The sequence below is a fragment of the Pseudooceanicola aestuariicola genome, from assembly GCF_045763785.1.
GTDB lineage: Bacteria > Pseudomonadota > Alphaproteobacteria > Rhodobacterales > Rhodobacteraceae > Pseudooceanicola.
This window is the reverse complement of sequence record NZ_JBJGSF010000002.1, coordinates 481373-496089: the sequence shown is the minus strand read 5'-3', so window position 1 is coordinate 496089 and position 14717 is coordinate 481373. Positions and strand designations below refer to the sequence as shown.

Sequence of the window (14717 nt, the reverse complement as noted above, 5' to 3'; positions counted from 1 at the left end):
CGGTCACCGGACCAAAATCGCCCAAAGGCCAAAAGGCAGGCATAATGTCGGACAGTATTCCACGCACGGTCAGCACGCCCGGCCGCATGGACCGCCTTGTCGCGCGGATGACGTCCTTTGCCCGCCCCGCACCGGGATTCGCAATCCAGCCTGAACCGCGCTCCTTCGGCAGCTTTGCCCGTGGACGTCAGTTACTGGCCGGGAACTTCATGTTCGCAGGCGCGCTGATCGAAGACGCGGGCGGCGATATCTGGGCGCTGAACACCCCCTCTGACGCGTTCGAGGCCGAATTGCAGGGCTTCGGCTGGCTGGACGACCTTGCTGCGGTCGCTGATTCCCGCACCCGCGATCTGGCGCAGAAATGGATCACGAAATGGATTGCGCGCTATGGCAAAGGCCACGGCCCCGGCTGGACCCCGGACCTGACCGGACGCCGCTTGCTGCGCCTGATCCATCACGCTGAATTCGCGCTGTACGGTAGGGACGAGGCCGCGCGGACCGCTTACTTTCGCAGCCTCACCCATCAGGCGCGATTTCTGGCGCGCCGCTGGTCCAGCGCCTCCCCGGGTCTGGCCCGATTCGAGGCGCTTTGCGGGCTGATCTGCGCCAGTCTGACATTGGACGATCAAACCCAGATCGCCGCCAAGGCCCTGCCCGCCCTGCGCAAGGCCTGCCGCGAAGACATCGACAAATCCGGCAGCATCGACAGCCGCAACCCAGAAGAGCTTCTGGAAATCCTGACGCTGTTGAACTGGACCAGCGCCACGATGCAGGACGCCCGTCAGGACGGCGACAGCACCATCCGCGACACCATTGCCCGCATCGCCCCAACCCTGCGCACCCTGCGCCACGCCGATGGCGGGCTGGCACGTTTCCACGGCGGCGGCCGCGGGATGGAGGGGCAGCTAGATCAGGCGCTGGCGGATTCGCAGGTGAAACATCGCCATTCCGATGGGCTGGCTATGGGATACGCGCGCCTGTCTGGGGGACGCACCAGCGTTATCGTCGATGCCGCGCCTCCGTCGAAAAAGACCGGATCACAGATCGCCCATGCCTCGACCCTTGCGTTTGAACTGACCTCTGGCCGCCGCCCGGTGATCGTGAACTGCGGGTCAGGCATCAGTTTCGGCACCGAATGGCACCGCGCAGGCCGCGCGACGCCCAGCCATTCGACATTGTGCCTGCAGGGCCGGTCCAGCGCGCGCCTTGGTCCACGGGGGCGTGGGCGTTTTGAGCCGCTACTGGACGGCCCCCGCACCGTGCCCGTCCGCATGACCCGCGCCAATGATGGTCTGCGCCTGCAGGTCGGCCACGACGGTTATGCCGCCGCCACCGGCCTGACCCATGCCCGCACGCTGGAACTGACCGGCGATGGCCGGGCCATCGCGGGCGAAGACCTTTTGCTGGCGGTCGACGCCAACGCGAAGGAACGGTTCGACGACGCCATCGACGAAGATCACCCCGATGGCATCCCCTACCAAGTGCGGTTCCACCTGCACCCCGATGTGGAGGCGCAGCTGGATCTGGGCGGTATCGCGGTGTCTCTGGCGCTGAAATCCGGGGAACTTTGGGTCTTCCGCCATGACGGCAGCGGCGAATTGCGCCTTGAACCTTCCGTGTTTCTGGAGAAAAACCGCCTCAAGCCGCGTGCGACCACCCAGATCGTGCTGTCTTCACTGGCAAAGGACCCCCGCAGCCGCCTGCGCTGGTCCCTGTCAAAGGCACAGGATACCCCGGTTTCCGTCCGGGATTTGCATCGGGATGGTCTGGACGCGGCGGACTGAATTGCGACCTGCTACCTGACCTCTGCCAAGGGACACCTGCCTGACATGACCGACCTTACCCCCGTGCGCCGCGCGCTAATCTCTGTTTCCGACAAGACCGGGCTGGTCGATCTGGCCAAAGAACTGGCAGGCATGGGGATCGAACTGCTGTCGACCGGCGGCAGTGCCGGGATGCTGCGTGATCAGGGGCTGGATGTCCGCGATGTCGCCGATGTCACCGGATTTCCCGAAATGATGGATGGCCGCGTCAAGACGCTGCATCCCAAGGTCCACGGCGGCTTGCTGGCCCTGCGCGACAACGACAACCACGTTGCCGCGATGAACGACCACGGCATCGAAGGCATCGACCTGCTGATCGTGAACCTCTACCCGTTCGAAGAAACCGTCGCCAAAGGCGCGGACTACGATACCTGCATCGAAAACATCGACATCGGTGGCCCCGCGATGATCCGCGCCGCCGCCAAGAACCACGCCTTTGTCACCACCATCGTGGATGTCGAAGACTACGGTGTTCTGGTGGACGAACTGAAGGCCAACGACGGACAGACCAGCCTTGCCTTCCGCAAGCGCCACGCCCAGATCGCCTATGCCCGCACCGGCGCATACGACGCCGCTGTGTCCACTTGGATGGCCAGCGCGATTGGCGAAGAGACCCCGCGCCGTCGCGTCTTTGCAGGCACGCTGGCGCAATCCTTGCGCTATGGTGAAAACCCTCACCAGTCCGCGGCCTTCTACACCGACGGATCGGTCCGCCCGGGCGTGTCCACCGCCGAACAGCATCAGGGCAAGGAACTGTCCTACAACAACATCAACGACACCGACGCGGCGTTTGAACTGGTGTCGGAATTCCTGCCCGGCAACGGCCCGGCCTGCGCGATCATCAAGCACGCAAACCCCTGCGGCGTCGCGCGCGGTTCGTCCCTGCTGGAAGCCTACCAGCGCGCTTTCGACTGCGACCGTACCTCGGCCTTCGGCGGCATCATCGCGCTGAACCAGACGCTGAACGCTGAAACCGCCGAAGAAATCGCCCAGATCTTTACCGAGGTCGTGATCGCCCCCGGCGCCGACGACGCCGCGCGCGAAATCTTTGCCAAGAAAAAGAACCTGCGCCTGTTGACGACCGATGGCCTTGCCGATCCGAAGACCGCAATCCTGTCCTACCGTCAGGTCGCCGGGGGCCTTCTGGTGCAGGACAAGGACAACGGCCGCATCGACATGGACGATCTGAAAGTCGTGACCAAGCGCGCGCCGTCCGACAAGGAAATGGCCGACATGCTATTTGCATGGACCGTCGCCAAACACGTCAAATCCAACGCCATCGTCTACGCCAAGGACGGCGCGACCGTCGGCATCGGCGCCGGCCAGATGAGCCGCGTCGACAGCTCCACCATTGCAGCCCTCAAGGCACAGCGCATGGCGGACGAAGTGGGACTGAGCGAAACGCCAGCCAAAGGGTCGGTCGTCGCCTCTGACGCCTTCTTCCCCTTTGCCGACGGCCTGCTGGCTGCGGCCAACGCAGGCGCGACGGCGATCATCCAGCCCGGTGGGTCGATGCGTGACCAAGAGGTCATCGACGCCGCAGACGAAGCAGGTCTGGCCATGGTGCTGACCGGCATGCGCCACTTCCGGCACTAAGACCTGATGCGCCTGCTTTACACCATCGCCGTGGCTACATTCGCCATCGACCAGCTGTCGAAATGGATCGTCGTACACGCGATGAACCTGATCGAACGCGGCGTGATCGAGGTCGCGCCGCCCCTGCTGACCCTGCGCATGGCGTGGAACACGGGCATCAACTTTGGCCTCTTTTCCGACGGGGCCAACAGCAGCCGCTGGATCCTGATCGGCATCGCGCTTGTGATCTCGATCGGGGTGCTGATCTGGGCGCATCGGGAAAAGCCCCGGCGCGCTGGTTTGGTGGCAGCGGGCCTTCTGGTCGGCGGCGCGCTTGGCAACGTGATCGACCGCATCGTCTATGGCGCTGTGGCCGATTTCCTGAACATGTCCTGCTGCGGGATCAACAACCCGTTCGCCTTCAACGTGGCCGACATCGCCATCTTTATCGGCGCGGCCACGCTGGTCCTTATCCCGGCCGAGAAAGGCGCGTGACCTTCCCTGCCGGATACGTTAAAGATTTGTCCCAGACTGCCAGCGGGCCTGCACCACAATGGCCCAAACGACCTAGGGGGAAGTGATGACGGCGACAAAACGCATTGCGTTGCCGATTTTTCTGATTGCGACCATGGGCCTGACGGCCTGTGGCGGCGTCGAACGCGACATTACCCTGCGAAAGATTCGGAACACCTCGAACGGCCCGGACGAATTCACCATCGTCCCGAACAAACCGCTCGAAGCGCCGACGAACTTTGTCGAACTGCCCGAACCGACGCCCGGTGGCACGAACCGCACCGACCAACAGCCGATGGCCGAAGCCGTAGCTGCCCTTGGCGGCAACCCCAACGCGCTAGAAGACCGCGGCGTTGGCGCATCTGACGGCGCGCTGGTCACCGCAGCATCCCGCCGCGGTGTCGATCCGACGATCCGCGCCAAGCTATCGGCAGAAGACGAAGACTTCCGTCGTGGCAAAAGCCTCTGGACCAAGTTCCGGATCTTCGGGGGCGACGAATACTACCGCGCTTACGAAAAGCAGACCTTGGACCGTCAGGAAACCAAGCGGCTGTGGCGTCGTGCGGGTGCTCAGACCCCGTCGGCCCCGCCCGAAGGCCGGTGATCGCGCGATCCTTGACGCACGCAGGCGCCACTCTGGCCACACGCCGATCAACACGGGGCATCACGCCTGCGTCAAACCACTGACATTCTTGAAGGCCCGAGTTGCACGCTCGGGCCTTTTTCCTATCTTTGATCCAAACCGTGTCAGGCCCCGCCCCGGCCGGAAGCACCGACAGGATAAAGGACCGCGCATGCGCCCGAATATGTTAGCCCGACTTGCCACCTCTCTGATTGTGTTTGCCGGCACACTGGGGGCCGCTCAGGCCTCGGACGATCTGGTGACGGATTTCGAACTGGATAACGGCATGCAGGTCGTGGTGATCGAAGACCACCGCGCCCCTGTCGTGGTGCATATGGTCTGGTACAAGGCCGGGTCGGCGGACGAGACGCCCGGTGTTTCGGGCGTGGCGCATTTTCTGGAACACCTGCTGTTCAAAGGCACCGACAAGATGGCCCCGGGTGAGTTGTCAAAAACGGTCGCTGAAAACGGCGGCACCGATAACGCCTTCACCAGTTACGACTACACCGCCTATTTCCAACGTGTCGCGGCAGACCGCCTTGGCCTTATGATGTCGATGGAAGCCGACCGGATGAAGAACGTCCGCCTGACCGAGGCTGACATTCTGACCGAACGTGAGGTCATCATTGAGGAACGCAACCAGCGGGTCGAAAACTCTCCGGCGTCGCTGTTCCGCGAACAGACCTCTGCCGCGCAATACCTCAACCACCGCTACGGTGTGCCGATCATCGGCTGGCGTCACGAGATGGAGACGCTCGGCCTTGAGGACGCGCTGGATTACTACCGCACCTATTATTCCCCGAATAACGCGATACTTGTCGTGGCCGGTGACGTCACCCCGGACGAGGTGCGCGACCTGGCCGAAGAACACTATGGCCCGATCCCCGCGAACCCCGATCTGCCGGAACGCGCGCGCCCGACCGAACCGCCGCAAACCGCAGAACGCCGCCTGACCTATACCGACCCGCGTGTCGCGCAGCCCTACGTTAACCGCAGCTACCTTGCCCCTGAACGCGACCCCGGTGATCAGAAAACCGCCGCCGCCCTGGTGATGCTGTCTGAACTTCTGGGTGGCGGGCAGACCAGCTACCTGAACGAAAAGCTCGCGTTCGAACAGAAAAAGGCGATCTATACCTCGGCCTATTACGGTGGGCTGTCGTTGGATGACACGACCTTTGGCGTCTATGTCGTGCCCGCCGAAGGTGTCAGCCTGCCAGAGGCCGAAGAAGCCATGGATGCCGCCATTGCCCAGTTTTTAGAAGACGGGGTGGATGCCGAACAGCTTGAGCGTATCAAGATGCAGATTCGCGCCAGCCAGATTTACGAACGCGACAATGTCGAGGCACTGGCCCGCCGCTATGGCTCTGCCATGACACAGGGTCTGACCATCGAAGACATTCAGGCCTGGCCCAACATCCTGCAAGAGGTGACCGAAGCCGACATCCTGATCGCCGCGCGCGAGGTGCTGAACCGCGACCGCGCCGTGACCGGATACCTAATGGCCCCCGAACCAGAGCCTACCCCTGAACCCGCGTCGGCCCCCGCCGCCGATGCCGCCCCCGCCGAGGAGGTCAGCCAATGATCCGCGCCCTATTCGCTGCAGCCCTTGCCGTGACCTTCGCCCTGCCCGCCCGGGCCGAAGTCGAGATCCAAGAGGTCACCACCCCCGGTGGCCTGACCGCCTGGCTGGTTGAAGAACACTCCATCCCCTTCACCGCGCTGGAAATCTGGTTCCGCGGCGGCACGTCTCTGGATCGCCCCGGCAAACGCGGCGCGATCAACCTGATGACCGCCACGCTGGAAGAAGGTGCAGGCGATCTGGACGCGCTGGCCTTCACCCGCGCCAAGGAATCGCTGGCCGCATCCTTCAGCTATGATGTGGGCGATGACACGCTGACCGTGTCGGCCAAGTTCCTCACCGAAAACCGCGATCAGGCCGTGGACCTGCTGCGCGACAGCCTGATCAACCCGCGCTTTGATCAGGACGCGCTGGACCGTGTCCGCGGTCAGGTCGTGTCGATCATCCGGTCGGATGCCAAGAACCCCAACGACATTGCCAGCAATGCGTTCAACAATATGGCCTTTGGCGATCACCCCTACGGCTCTGACGCGAACGGCACGGTGGAAAGCGTTACCGCCCTGACCCGTGATGACATCTTGCAGGCGCATCAGGACACCCTGACCCGCGACCGCATCTACATCGGCGCAGTGGGCGACATCACCCCGGAAGAGCTGTCCACCCTACTGGACAATCTGCTGGGTGACCTGCCCGAAACTGGCCCCGCCCTGCCCGAGGCGGTTGAACCCGCCCTGACCGGCGGCGTCACGGTTATCCCCTTTGACACCCCGCAATCCGTGGCTCTTTTCGGTCACGCCGGGGTCGAGCGGGACAGCGAAGATTTCTTCCCGGCCTACCTGCTGAACACCATTCTTGGCGGTGGCGGTTTTGAAAGCCGCCTGATGACCGAAGTGCGTGAAAAGCGCGGCCTGACCTACGGCACCTACAGCTTTATCGTCGATAAGGACCACGCAGACCTTTGGATGGGCCAGGTGCAATCCGCCAACAACCGTGTCGCCGAAGCGATCGAGGTCATTCAGGATATCTGGGCCGACGTCTCTGAAAACGGCGTGACCGAAGAAGAACTGGAAGCCGCCAAGAAATACATGACCGGCGCCTATCCGCTGCGCTTTGACGGCAACGGCCCGATCGCCAACATCATCACCGGTATGCAGATCGAAGACATGCCGCTCGACTATCCCGCAACCCGCAACGACAAGGTCAACGCGGTCACGCTGGAACAGGTGAACGACGTGGCGAAACGGTATCTGCGCCCCGAAGACCTGCGCTTTGTCGTGGTCGGTCAGCCCGAAGGCCTGACCAGCACGAACTGAGTCGATTTTGGCGGGCGGCCCTGCGTCGCCCGCCCCTTGGGCCGCGCGATCCGACCCCAATTGCGCAATGACCCCGCGCGGTAATTAACGCTGGGTCAAAAACTGCCAAAAATTCTTACGGTCAGCGCGGGTTCAAATCGAAATGCATATCAGTGGTTTACCCAAACCCACGACATCAGACGCCAAATCGCGACACTTTTCCCACATCATAGCTATTGATCTAGAAACTATCGCGATTAGTTAGCGCTCACTGGTTTCCCGTACGACAGCTTCGCTGTCTTTTCGATGTGAAGGAGCGCGCATGTTGCCGCTAAACGTTACCGATTACCGCCTGTCAAACATGACTGCAGTGGCACCCGTTTTACTGCCGACGAAGTGCGATCAAGCGCGCCGCGACACCGAATACGTGGAGTGCACTTCATGACATCCACCGATGCGATGATGGGCAGTTTCCACATGCCCGAACCGTTGATCGACACATCGACGCGCCTGCCCGAGCCCGCCAACCAAAACGGTACGGTGCACTATCCGGCAGCCTCGGTTCAGGGCACCAGCTGGATGCTGGACGCGCTGGATGATCTTGCCGCCTGTGCCAGCTATTTTCGTATGCCCGATGTCGCGCGCGAACTGCGCGATGTGCGCATCAGCCTGACCGCCCGACTTCAGGACAACTCGCCAGAACCCGAGCAAAAGCTGCCTTAAAGCAGCGCTGCCCCCGGACGCATCTCTGCCGCGCGGATCCCGCGGCAGTTCACCTGCCCCGCGTCCCGATACTGCGCCACCACCGGATGACCCGCATCCAGCACGCCCGCCCGCACCAGCAAGGCGGTGATCGCGCATTCTGCAGCCCGCGTGGTGCCATCGGCGATCTTCAACGCGATGCCCAACCCCTGTTCAGGCAGGATCGCGACATAGACCGCCTCGGCCCCGGTTTTCACCGACACACGACCCCCCATCGCCCGCATCAGATCGGTACAGGCGCGGCCCTCACCAGCCACCAGAACCGGGTGCTGCGCCATGGCCCGCGTCAAACGGGCAGCGGCACGATCCCGCGCCCCATTGCGCTGATGCGCCGTGGCAAAATACGCCATGCCTCGCGCCAGCCCTGTCAAGGACACCGCGAAATTCGGCGCAGAACAGCCATCGATGCCATAGCCGGGGCTGTCTTCGCCACAGACCTCTTCAAACGCCGACCGCACGGCTTTCTGCACCGGGTGATCCACGTCGATATATTCGGACCCCGCCCCCAGATGCTTGTTCAGCGTCAGAAACCCGGCGTGTTTGCCCGAACAATTGTTGTGGTACTGGCACGGCTCCTCGGCCCGGCGGATCAGACGGTGCATCGCCTCTTTGTCCTGCGGCATATGCGACCCACAGCGCAGGTCGCTTTCGCTTAGCCCCAGATCAGCCAGCCACGATGCCACCATATCCGTGTGCACCGACGCGCCCGAATGCGATGCGCAGGCCAAAGCGACCTGCACTTCGCTCAGCTCTGCGCCTGATTCCAGCAGGGGAAGCGCCTGAATCATCTTGCAGGACGATCGCGGGAACATCACAAGATCGGGATCGCCAAACGCCTCGATCACCTGACCGGATCCATCGCAAATCACCGCATGTCCAAGGTGCACGCTTTCCAGACGGTCCCCGCGCCAAAGCTCTGCAAATTCTACCGCTCTCGACATCTTCCCGCTTTCCTTGCAAAATCTCGCCACTCGCTCTTTCGTCATTGGCAGATTTTTGACTAATGTAGCAATGTCGAAGTACATCAAAGTGCCGTCAGCACCCTTCAGAGGCGCGACGGACAAGGTAGAGGCAAGGACGGCTTGGAGGCTGGAGTGATGATTTCCCGAAATGTGCTGGGTGTGACCGCGGCGGCCCTGATGGGTGCCATGTTGGTGTCGACCCCCGCCATAGCGCAGCAGGTCAGCGAAAATATCGTAAGCGAAGAAGGCGATTGGGCCGTCTACGAAGACGCCGATCCGAAAGAATGCTGGGCCGTCGCCGCGCCCAAAGAAACCGTGAACACGCGCGACGGTCGTGTCGTCACGGTGACCCGGTCGCAGATGCTGCTGATGACCTTCTTCCGCCCCGGCGCGGGCGTTGATGCGCAGGTCACCTTTACCGGCGGCTACCCCTTCGCCAACGGGTCGACCGTGAACCTGAACGTCGATGGCACCGAATTCGAACTGATCACTCAGGGCGAATGGGCTTGGCCGGAAAACAAATCCGAAGACGCCAAGATCGTGACCGCCATGAAACGCGGCGCAACGGCCATCGTCACGGGCCGCTCGTCTCGTGGAACGCAGACCCGCGACACCTTCTCTCTGACCGGGTTCACCGCCGCGGTGACCGAGGCCGAGAGCCGCTGCCAATAACCCCATCTTGATCGCAGCACCGGGTGGGGGGAGTTTCCAAGCCCGCCTGAATCGCGTATAGCGCGGGCTTCCTGAAGGAGCCCGCCCATGACCGATGCGCCAAATCCAGCGCCCCAAGCGCCGATCACGCAGGACGTGATGACCATCCCCCGCAAGGACGCGGGCGGAAAACCGAATATCATCGGCCTGACCCGTGACGCCCTGCGCGACGCGCTGATCGACATGGGCACCCCGGAAAAACAGGCCAAGATGCGCACGGGGCAAGTCTGGGCTTGGCTTTACCACTGGGGCGTCCGCGACTTTGCCGAGATGACGAACCTTGCCAAGGACTACCGCGCCAAGCTGGCCGATCACTTCGACATCACCCTGCCGGAAATGGTGTCGAAACAGGTCAGTGCCGATGGCACTCGCAAATACCTTGTCCGCATCGCTGGCGGGCACGAGGTCGAGGTCGTCTATATCCCCGAGGCCGATCGCGGCACGCTTTGTATCTCGTCTCAGGTCGGCTGCACGCTGACCTGTTCCTTCTGCCACACGGGCACGCAGAAACTGGTCCGCAACCTGACCGCTGGCGAAATCGTCGGTCAGATCATGCTGGCCCGCGACGATCTGGGCGAATGGCCCGAACCCGGCGCGCCCAAGGACGAAACCCGCCTGCTGTCCAACGTCGTTCTGATGGGCATGGGCGAACCGCTTTACAACTTCGACAACGTCCGCGACGCGATGAAGATCGCCATGGACGGCGAAGGCATTTCCCTGTCCCGCCGCCGCATTACGCTGTCCACGTCCGGCGTGGTCCCCGAGATTGCCAAGTGCGCCGAAGAAATCGGCTGCCTGATGGCCGTGTCCTTCCACGCCACCACGGACGAGGTGCGGGACAAACTGGTCCCGATCAATAAGCGCTGGAATATCGAAGCGTTGTTGAACGCCCTGCGCGAATACCCCCGCCTGTCGAACTCCGAACGGATCACCTTTGAATACGTGATGCTGAAGGACGTGAACGACAGCGACGAAGACGCGCGGCGACTGGTCCGGCTGATCAGCGGCATCCCGGCCAAGATCAACCTGATCCCCTTCAACGAATGGCCCGGCGCGCCCTACCAGCGTTCCGACTGGTCCCGGATCGAGGCGTTCGCCGACATCGTGCACAAGGCAGGCTATGCCTCTCCCATCCGCACACCGCGGGGCGAAGACATCATGGCCGCCTGCGGTCAGTTGAAATCCGCCACCGAACGCGCCCGCAAAAGCCGCGCCCAGATCGCGGCAGAAACCGGCCTCTAAGAAAAGGGCGCGCCACCCGGCACGCCCCTCTCTTCTTCTGGTCCCAAATACCTTGGGGGAGGCCTAAAAGGTCGGGGGCGAAGCCCCCAAAAATCACTCCGCAACGAGTGGCGTGTCATCCGTCACGGGCAGGGCCGGATCCCCATGCTCGCCCGTCTCCAGCGCCTTGCGCACACCGGCCTCGTAATCCGGGTGAACCTTCTTCAGCACCGCCAGCCAGCGTTCTTTCACACCGTCTGACACAGGCGCCATGCCGCCCGCCATGTTGCGGTGCAACCTGTCACGCTCTTCATCGTTCAGAACCTCGGAATACAGCGCGCGTGGCTGCACGAAATCCACATCGCTTTCTTCCTGCTTGAACCGCGCGGCGACTGCCTCCGGATCGATGCGCAGCGGCGGTTCGGCCACGGTTTCATCCGCCACCGGACCGTCATGCTGGTTCGGCTCGTAATAGGCGTCGGGATTGCCAAAATCGTTGGTAAAGAACCGCATCGCGCCGTCCTTGTGATAGTGATGCACCTTGGCGTTCTTCGGCGCATTGGCCGGCAGCGCCTCGTAATGGGTGCCGATCCGATAGCGGTGCGCATCCGCATAGGACATCACCCGCGCCTGCAGCATCTTGTCAGGCGAAAACCCGATGCCCGGCACGATGTTGTTGGGGTTATAGGCCGCGTTTTCGACCAGCTGGAAATAGTTCTCGGGGATGGTGTCCATCTCCAGCTCGCCCACTTCGATCAGCGGGTAATCCCCATGCGGCCAGACCTTCGTAAGGTCGAAGGGGTTGAATTCCGTCTCCAAGGCCTGCTCTTCGGTCATGACCTGAATGTACATGGTCCACTTGGGAAAGTTCCCCGCCTCGACCATATTCCACAGCTCTTCCTGATAGCTTTCGCGCGTCTGGCCGATGATCTTCATCGCCTCGTCGTCGGTCAGCGTCTCGTGCCCCTGCTGGGTCTTGAAATGGAACTTGACCCAATGCCGCTCTCCTTCGGCATTCCACATGGAAAAGGTATGCGACCCATAACCGTTCATATGCGCGGGTGATTTCGGGATCCCGCGATCCGACATCAGGATCGTCACCTGATGCACCGACTCGGGCTGGGCCGCCCAGAAATCGAACATCGCCTCGGGGCTGCGCATGTTGGTCTTGGGGTGACGTTTCTGCGTGCGGATAAAGTCGGGGAACTTAAAGGCATCGCGGACAAAAAAGATCGGCGTGTTGTTCCCGACCATGTCCCAGTTGCCGTCCTCGGTATAGAACTTCAGCGAAAAGCCCCGCACATCGCGTTCAGCATCCGCCGCCCCGCTTTCGCCCGCGACGGTGGACCAGCGCGACAGCACTTCGGTCTGCTTGCCGACCTCGGCAAACAGCTTGGCGCAGGTGTATTTGGTGATGTCGTGGGTGACGGTGAACTTGCCCTGAAGGCCCCAGCCCTTGGCGTGCACGACCCGCTCGGGAATACGCTCGCGGTTCTGATGCGCCAGCTTCTCCAGCAGGTAATGGTCCTCCATCAACAATGGCCCGCGCGGGCCCGCGGTCATCGAGGTTTCATTGGTGGGAAACGGCTTACCAGAGGTTGAGGTAAGGGTCGGGCGCTTGGTCATCGCGAACTCCTGAGGCATGGGGTTGGGCCGCGCAAATGGCGCAGCTGTCTACGGAAAGAACCCGCCGCCGCTTGGAATCGTTCCAAGGTTTTCCCGATCCTCCCCCATGGCCCACTCCGAACGCGAAAAGGGCGCGCCGCAGCACGCCCCATCCTCTTGCCAAAATATCCCGGAAAGGGTCGCAAGGCCGGGGGCAGCGCCCCCACCCCGCTTAGCTGACCTTGACCACCAGCTTGCCAAGGTTCTTGCCCTTCAGCAGCCCCTTGAATGCCTCGGGGGCGTTTTCCAGACCCTCTTCGACGTCCTCGACGTAGGCGATCTCTCCATTGGCGACCATCGGGCCGACCTCTTTCAGGAACTCGCCAAACCGCGACACGTGATCCGTCTGCAGCAGACCCTGAATGGTCAGACGTTTGACCAGCGCATGGCGCCACAGCTTCTGCAACGGCATGGACCCGGTTTCGTCCGATTCGCCGGAATACCAAGCGATCATCCCGCAAACGATCACCCGCGCGTGCAGGTTCAAAAGGGGGATCACACCGCCCAAGGTCGGGCCACCGACATTTTCGAAATAGATATCGATGCCGTCCGGGCACTCGGCCACCAAGGCTTCGCGCATGGCTTTGGCGTCTTTGCCCCGATGGTCAATACAGGCGTCAAAGCCAAAGGTCTCGACCGCCATCTTGCATTTCTCTTCGCCACCCGCGACGCCGATCACGCGCAGCCCGGCCTTTTTCGCCAGCTGACCCACCATCGACCCGACAGGCCCCGTCGCGGCCCCAACGACCAGCGTTTCGCCTTCTTTCATCTTGGAATAGGCGGTCATCCCGGCCCAAGCGGTAAAGCCCGGCATCCCCAGCACACCCAGAGACGTCTGGATCGGCGCCTGATCGGGATCGACCCTGCGCATCATCTTGGCGGGCTGCACGCCATGCGTGGCCCAACCGAACATACCGAACGCATGATCGCCGACTTTGAATTTGGGATCGTTGGACGCGATGACCTCGCCCACAGCCCCGGCCTCCATGGTGCCACCAATAGGCACGGGCGCGGCATAGCTGGGGCCGTCATCCATGCGACCACGCATGTAAGGATCCAGCGACATGTATTTCACCGCGACCAGCACCTCGCCTTCGCCGGGGGTGGGCATATCCACCTCTTCCAGACGAAAATTCTTGTCCTCGGGGAAACCACTGGGCCGTTCGGCCAGCACGATACGCTTCATTGTGTCCGACATTGTCTGTCTCCTCCCAAACATTTGCGAAAAATATATCCGGTGTGCAGAATATCGACCCGCGCGGCGATGCCAACCGAATTTCTACGGTCCTGCCGCGAGGAAACCGTGACAAACCGCATCCGGCGCATTACCTATGCCCGACCATGGCCAAGGAAAAAGAAAATCCCAACTACAAGGTGATCGCCGAAAACCGGCGGGCACGGTACGATTATGCCATCGAGGAAGATATCGAATGCGGCATCATCCTTGAAGGATCCGAGGTCAAATCCCTGCGTCAGGGCGGATCAAACATCGCCGAAAGCTATGCAACCGTCGATGACGGAGAGCTCTGGCTGGTGAACAGCTACATCGCGCCCTACGAACAGGCGAAGATGTTCAAGCACGAAGAACGCCGCCGCCGCAAACTTCTGGTCAGCAAGAAAGAGCTATCGAAGCTGTGGCAGGCCACAGCGCGCAAGGGCATGACGCTGGTGCCGCTGGTGATGTATTTCAACCATCGCGGCATCGCCAAGCTTAAGATCGGGATCGCCAAAGGTAAGAAGAACCACGACAAGCGCGATACCTCGGCCAAGCGCGACTGGAACCGTCAGAAGCAGCGGTTGCTGAAGCAGGGCTAACAAGCTGCTTTCGCCTCATCCCTGCTAGCGCCTGCATCAATCAAATGTACCGCCCGGCGGATACGCCGGGCAGCGTCCCATTGCCCGGCAGGGGATTGCGCAGCAATCGCCCGAAAGGGGGGCCGCCCCCCTGGGCGGCGCTCATGCGCCACCCGCGGACGTTCGCAGCCCTCATCG

At 62.1% G+C, this 14717-nt stretch carries 13 protein-coding genes; 10 read left to right on the top strand and 3 right to left on the bottom strand.

From position 1 onward, the window contains the following. Window positions 1-44: 44 nt before the first annotated feature. The 7 genes from ACI3GR_RS10320 to ACI3GR_RS10290 all read left to right on the top strand — a co-directional run bounded on the left by ACI3GR_RS10320 (window position 45) and on the right by ACI3GR_RS10290 (window position 8127). On the top strand, window positions 45-1784 hold the full coding sequence (locus ACI3GR_RS10320) for a heparinase II/III family protein (RefSeq protein ID WP_407494275.1): 1740 nt from the start codon (window positions 45-47) through the stop codon (window positions 1782-1784). 45 nt (window positions 1785-1829) lie between these two features. Then, window positions 1830-3419 carry a bifunctional phosphoribosylaminoimidazolecarboxamide formyltransferase/IMP cyclohydrolase gene (gene purH / locus ACI3GR_RS10315; RefSeq protein WP_407494273.1) on the top strand — a complete coding sequence of 530 codons (1590 nt, stop codon included), beginning with the start codon at window positions 1830-1832 and terminating at the stop codon, window positions 3417-3419. A 6-nt stretch (window positions 3420-3425) separates the two neighbouring features. Further along, window positions 3426-3893, top strand: a complete 468-nt coding sequence (gene lspA, locus ACI3GR_RS10310) for a signal peptidase II (protein WP_407494272.1) — start codon at window positions 3426-3428, stop codon at window positions 3891-3893. 85 nt (window positions 3894-3978) lie between these two features. Beyond that, the gene (locus ACI3GR_RS10305; protein WP_407494270.1) at window positions 3979-4515 is read left to right on the top strand and encodes a DUF3035 domain-containing protein; all 537 of its coding nucleotides are present in this window, start codon (window positions 3979-3981) and stop codon (window positions 4513-4515) included. 202 nt (window positions 4516-4717) lie between these two features. Beyond that, a complete protein-coding gene (locus tag ACI3GR_RS10300) occupies window positions 4718-6115 on the top strand; it encodes a M16 family metallopeptidase (RefSeq protein ID WP_407494268.1) in 1398 nt (465 codons plus the stop codon). Beyond that, the gene (locus tag ACI3GR_RS10295) at window positions 6112-7425 is read left to right on the top strand and encodes a M16 family metallopeptidase (RefSeq protein WP_407494266.1); all 1314 of its coding nucleotides are present in this window, start codon (window positions 6112-6114) and stop codon (window positions 7423-7425) included. Before ACI3GR_RS10300 ends, ACI3GR_RS10295 begins: the two co-directional genes overlap by 4 nt. Window positions 7426-7845: 420 nt before the next feature. Then, a complete protein-coding gene (locus tag ACI3GR_RS10290; protein WP_407494264.1) occupies window positions 7846-8127 on the top strand; it encodes a hypothetical protein in 282 nt (93 codons plus the stop codon). Here the strand turns inward: ACI3GR_RS10290 and ACI3GR_RS10285 are convergent. Then, window positions 8124-9107 (bottom strand): asparaginase, encoded by a 984-nt coding sequence (locus ACI3GR_RS10285; RefSeq protein WP_407494262.1) that lies wholly within the window; start codon window positions 9105-9107, stop codon window positions 8124-8126. The two genes, ACI3GR_RS10290 and ACI3GR_RS10285, sit on opposite strands and share 4 nt — an antisense overlap. A gap of 156 nt (window positions 9108-9263) precedes the next feature. On the opposite strand from ACI3GR_RS10285, the gene ACI3GR_RS10280 reads away from it, so the two are divergent. Together ACI3GR_RS10280 and rlmN are read left to right on the top strand one after the other, a co-directional pair. Further along, the gene (locus tag ACI3GR_RS10280) at window positions 9264-9800 is read left to right on the top strand and encodes an invasion associated locus B family protein (protein WP_407494260.1); all 537 of its coding nucleotides are present in this window, start codon (window positions 9264-9266) and stop codon (window positions 9798-9800) included. Window positions 9801-9887: 87 nt separating this feature from the next. Further along, window positions 9888-11081, top strand: a complete 1194-nt coding sequence (rlmN, locus tag ACI3GR_RS10275; RefSeq protein WP_407494258.1) for a dual-specificity RNA methyltransferase RlmN — start codon at window positions 9888-9890, stop codon at window positions 11079-11081. Between the two features lie 93 nt (window positions 11082-11174). Here rlmN and ACI3GR_RS10270 read toward each other — a convergent pair whose 3' ends face one another. Together ACI3GR_RS10270 and ACI3GR_RS10265 are read right to left on the bottom strand one after the other, a co-directional pair. Further along, window positions 11175-12686 carry a catalase gene (locus ACI3GR_RS10270; RefSeq protein WP_407494256.1) on the bottom strand — a complete coding sequence of 504 codons (1512 nt, stop codon included), beginning with the start codon at window positions 12684-12686 and terminating at the stop codon, window positions 11175-11177. Between the two features lie 211 nt (window positions 12687-12897). Then, window positions 12898-13923 (bottom strand): NADP-dependent oxidoreductase, encoded by a 1026-nt coding sequence (locus tag ACI3GR_RS10265; protein ID WP_407494254.1) that lies wholly within the window; start codon window positions 13921-13923, stop codon window positions 12898-12900. Between the two features lie 143 nt (window positions 13924-14066). Here ACI3GR_RS10265 and smpB point away from each other — a divergent pair, with 143 nt between their 5' ends. Continuing rightward, window positions 14067-14540 (top strand): SsrA-binding protein SmpB, encoded by a 474-nt coding sequence (gene smpB, locus ACI3GR_RS10260; RefSeq protein WP_407494896.1) that lies wholly within the window; start codon window positions 14067-14069, stop codon window positions 14538-14540. Window positions 14541-14717 lie beyond the last annotated feature (177 nt).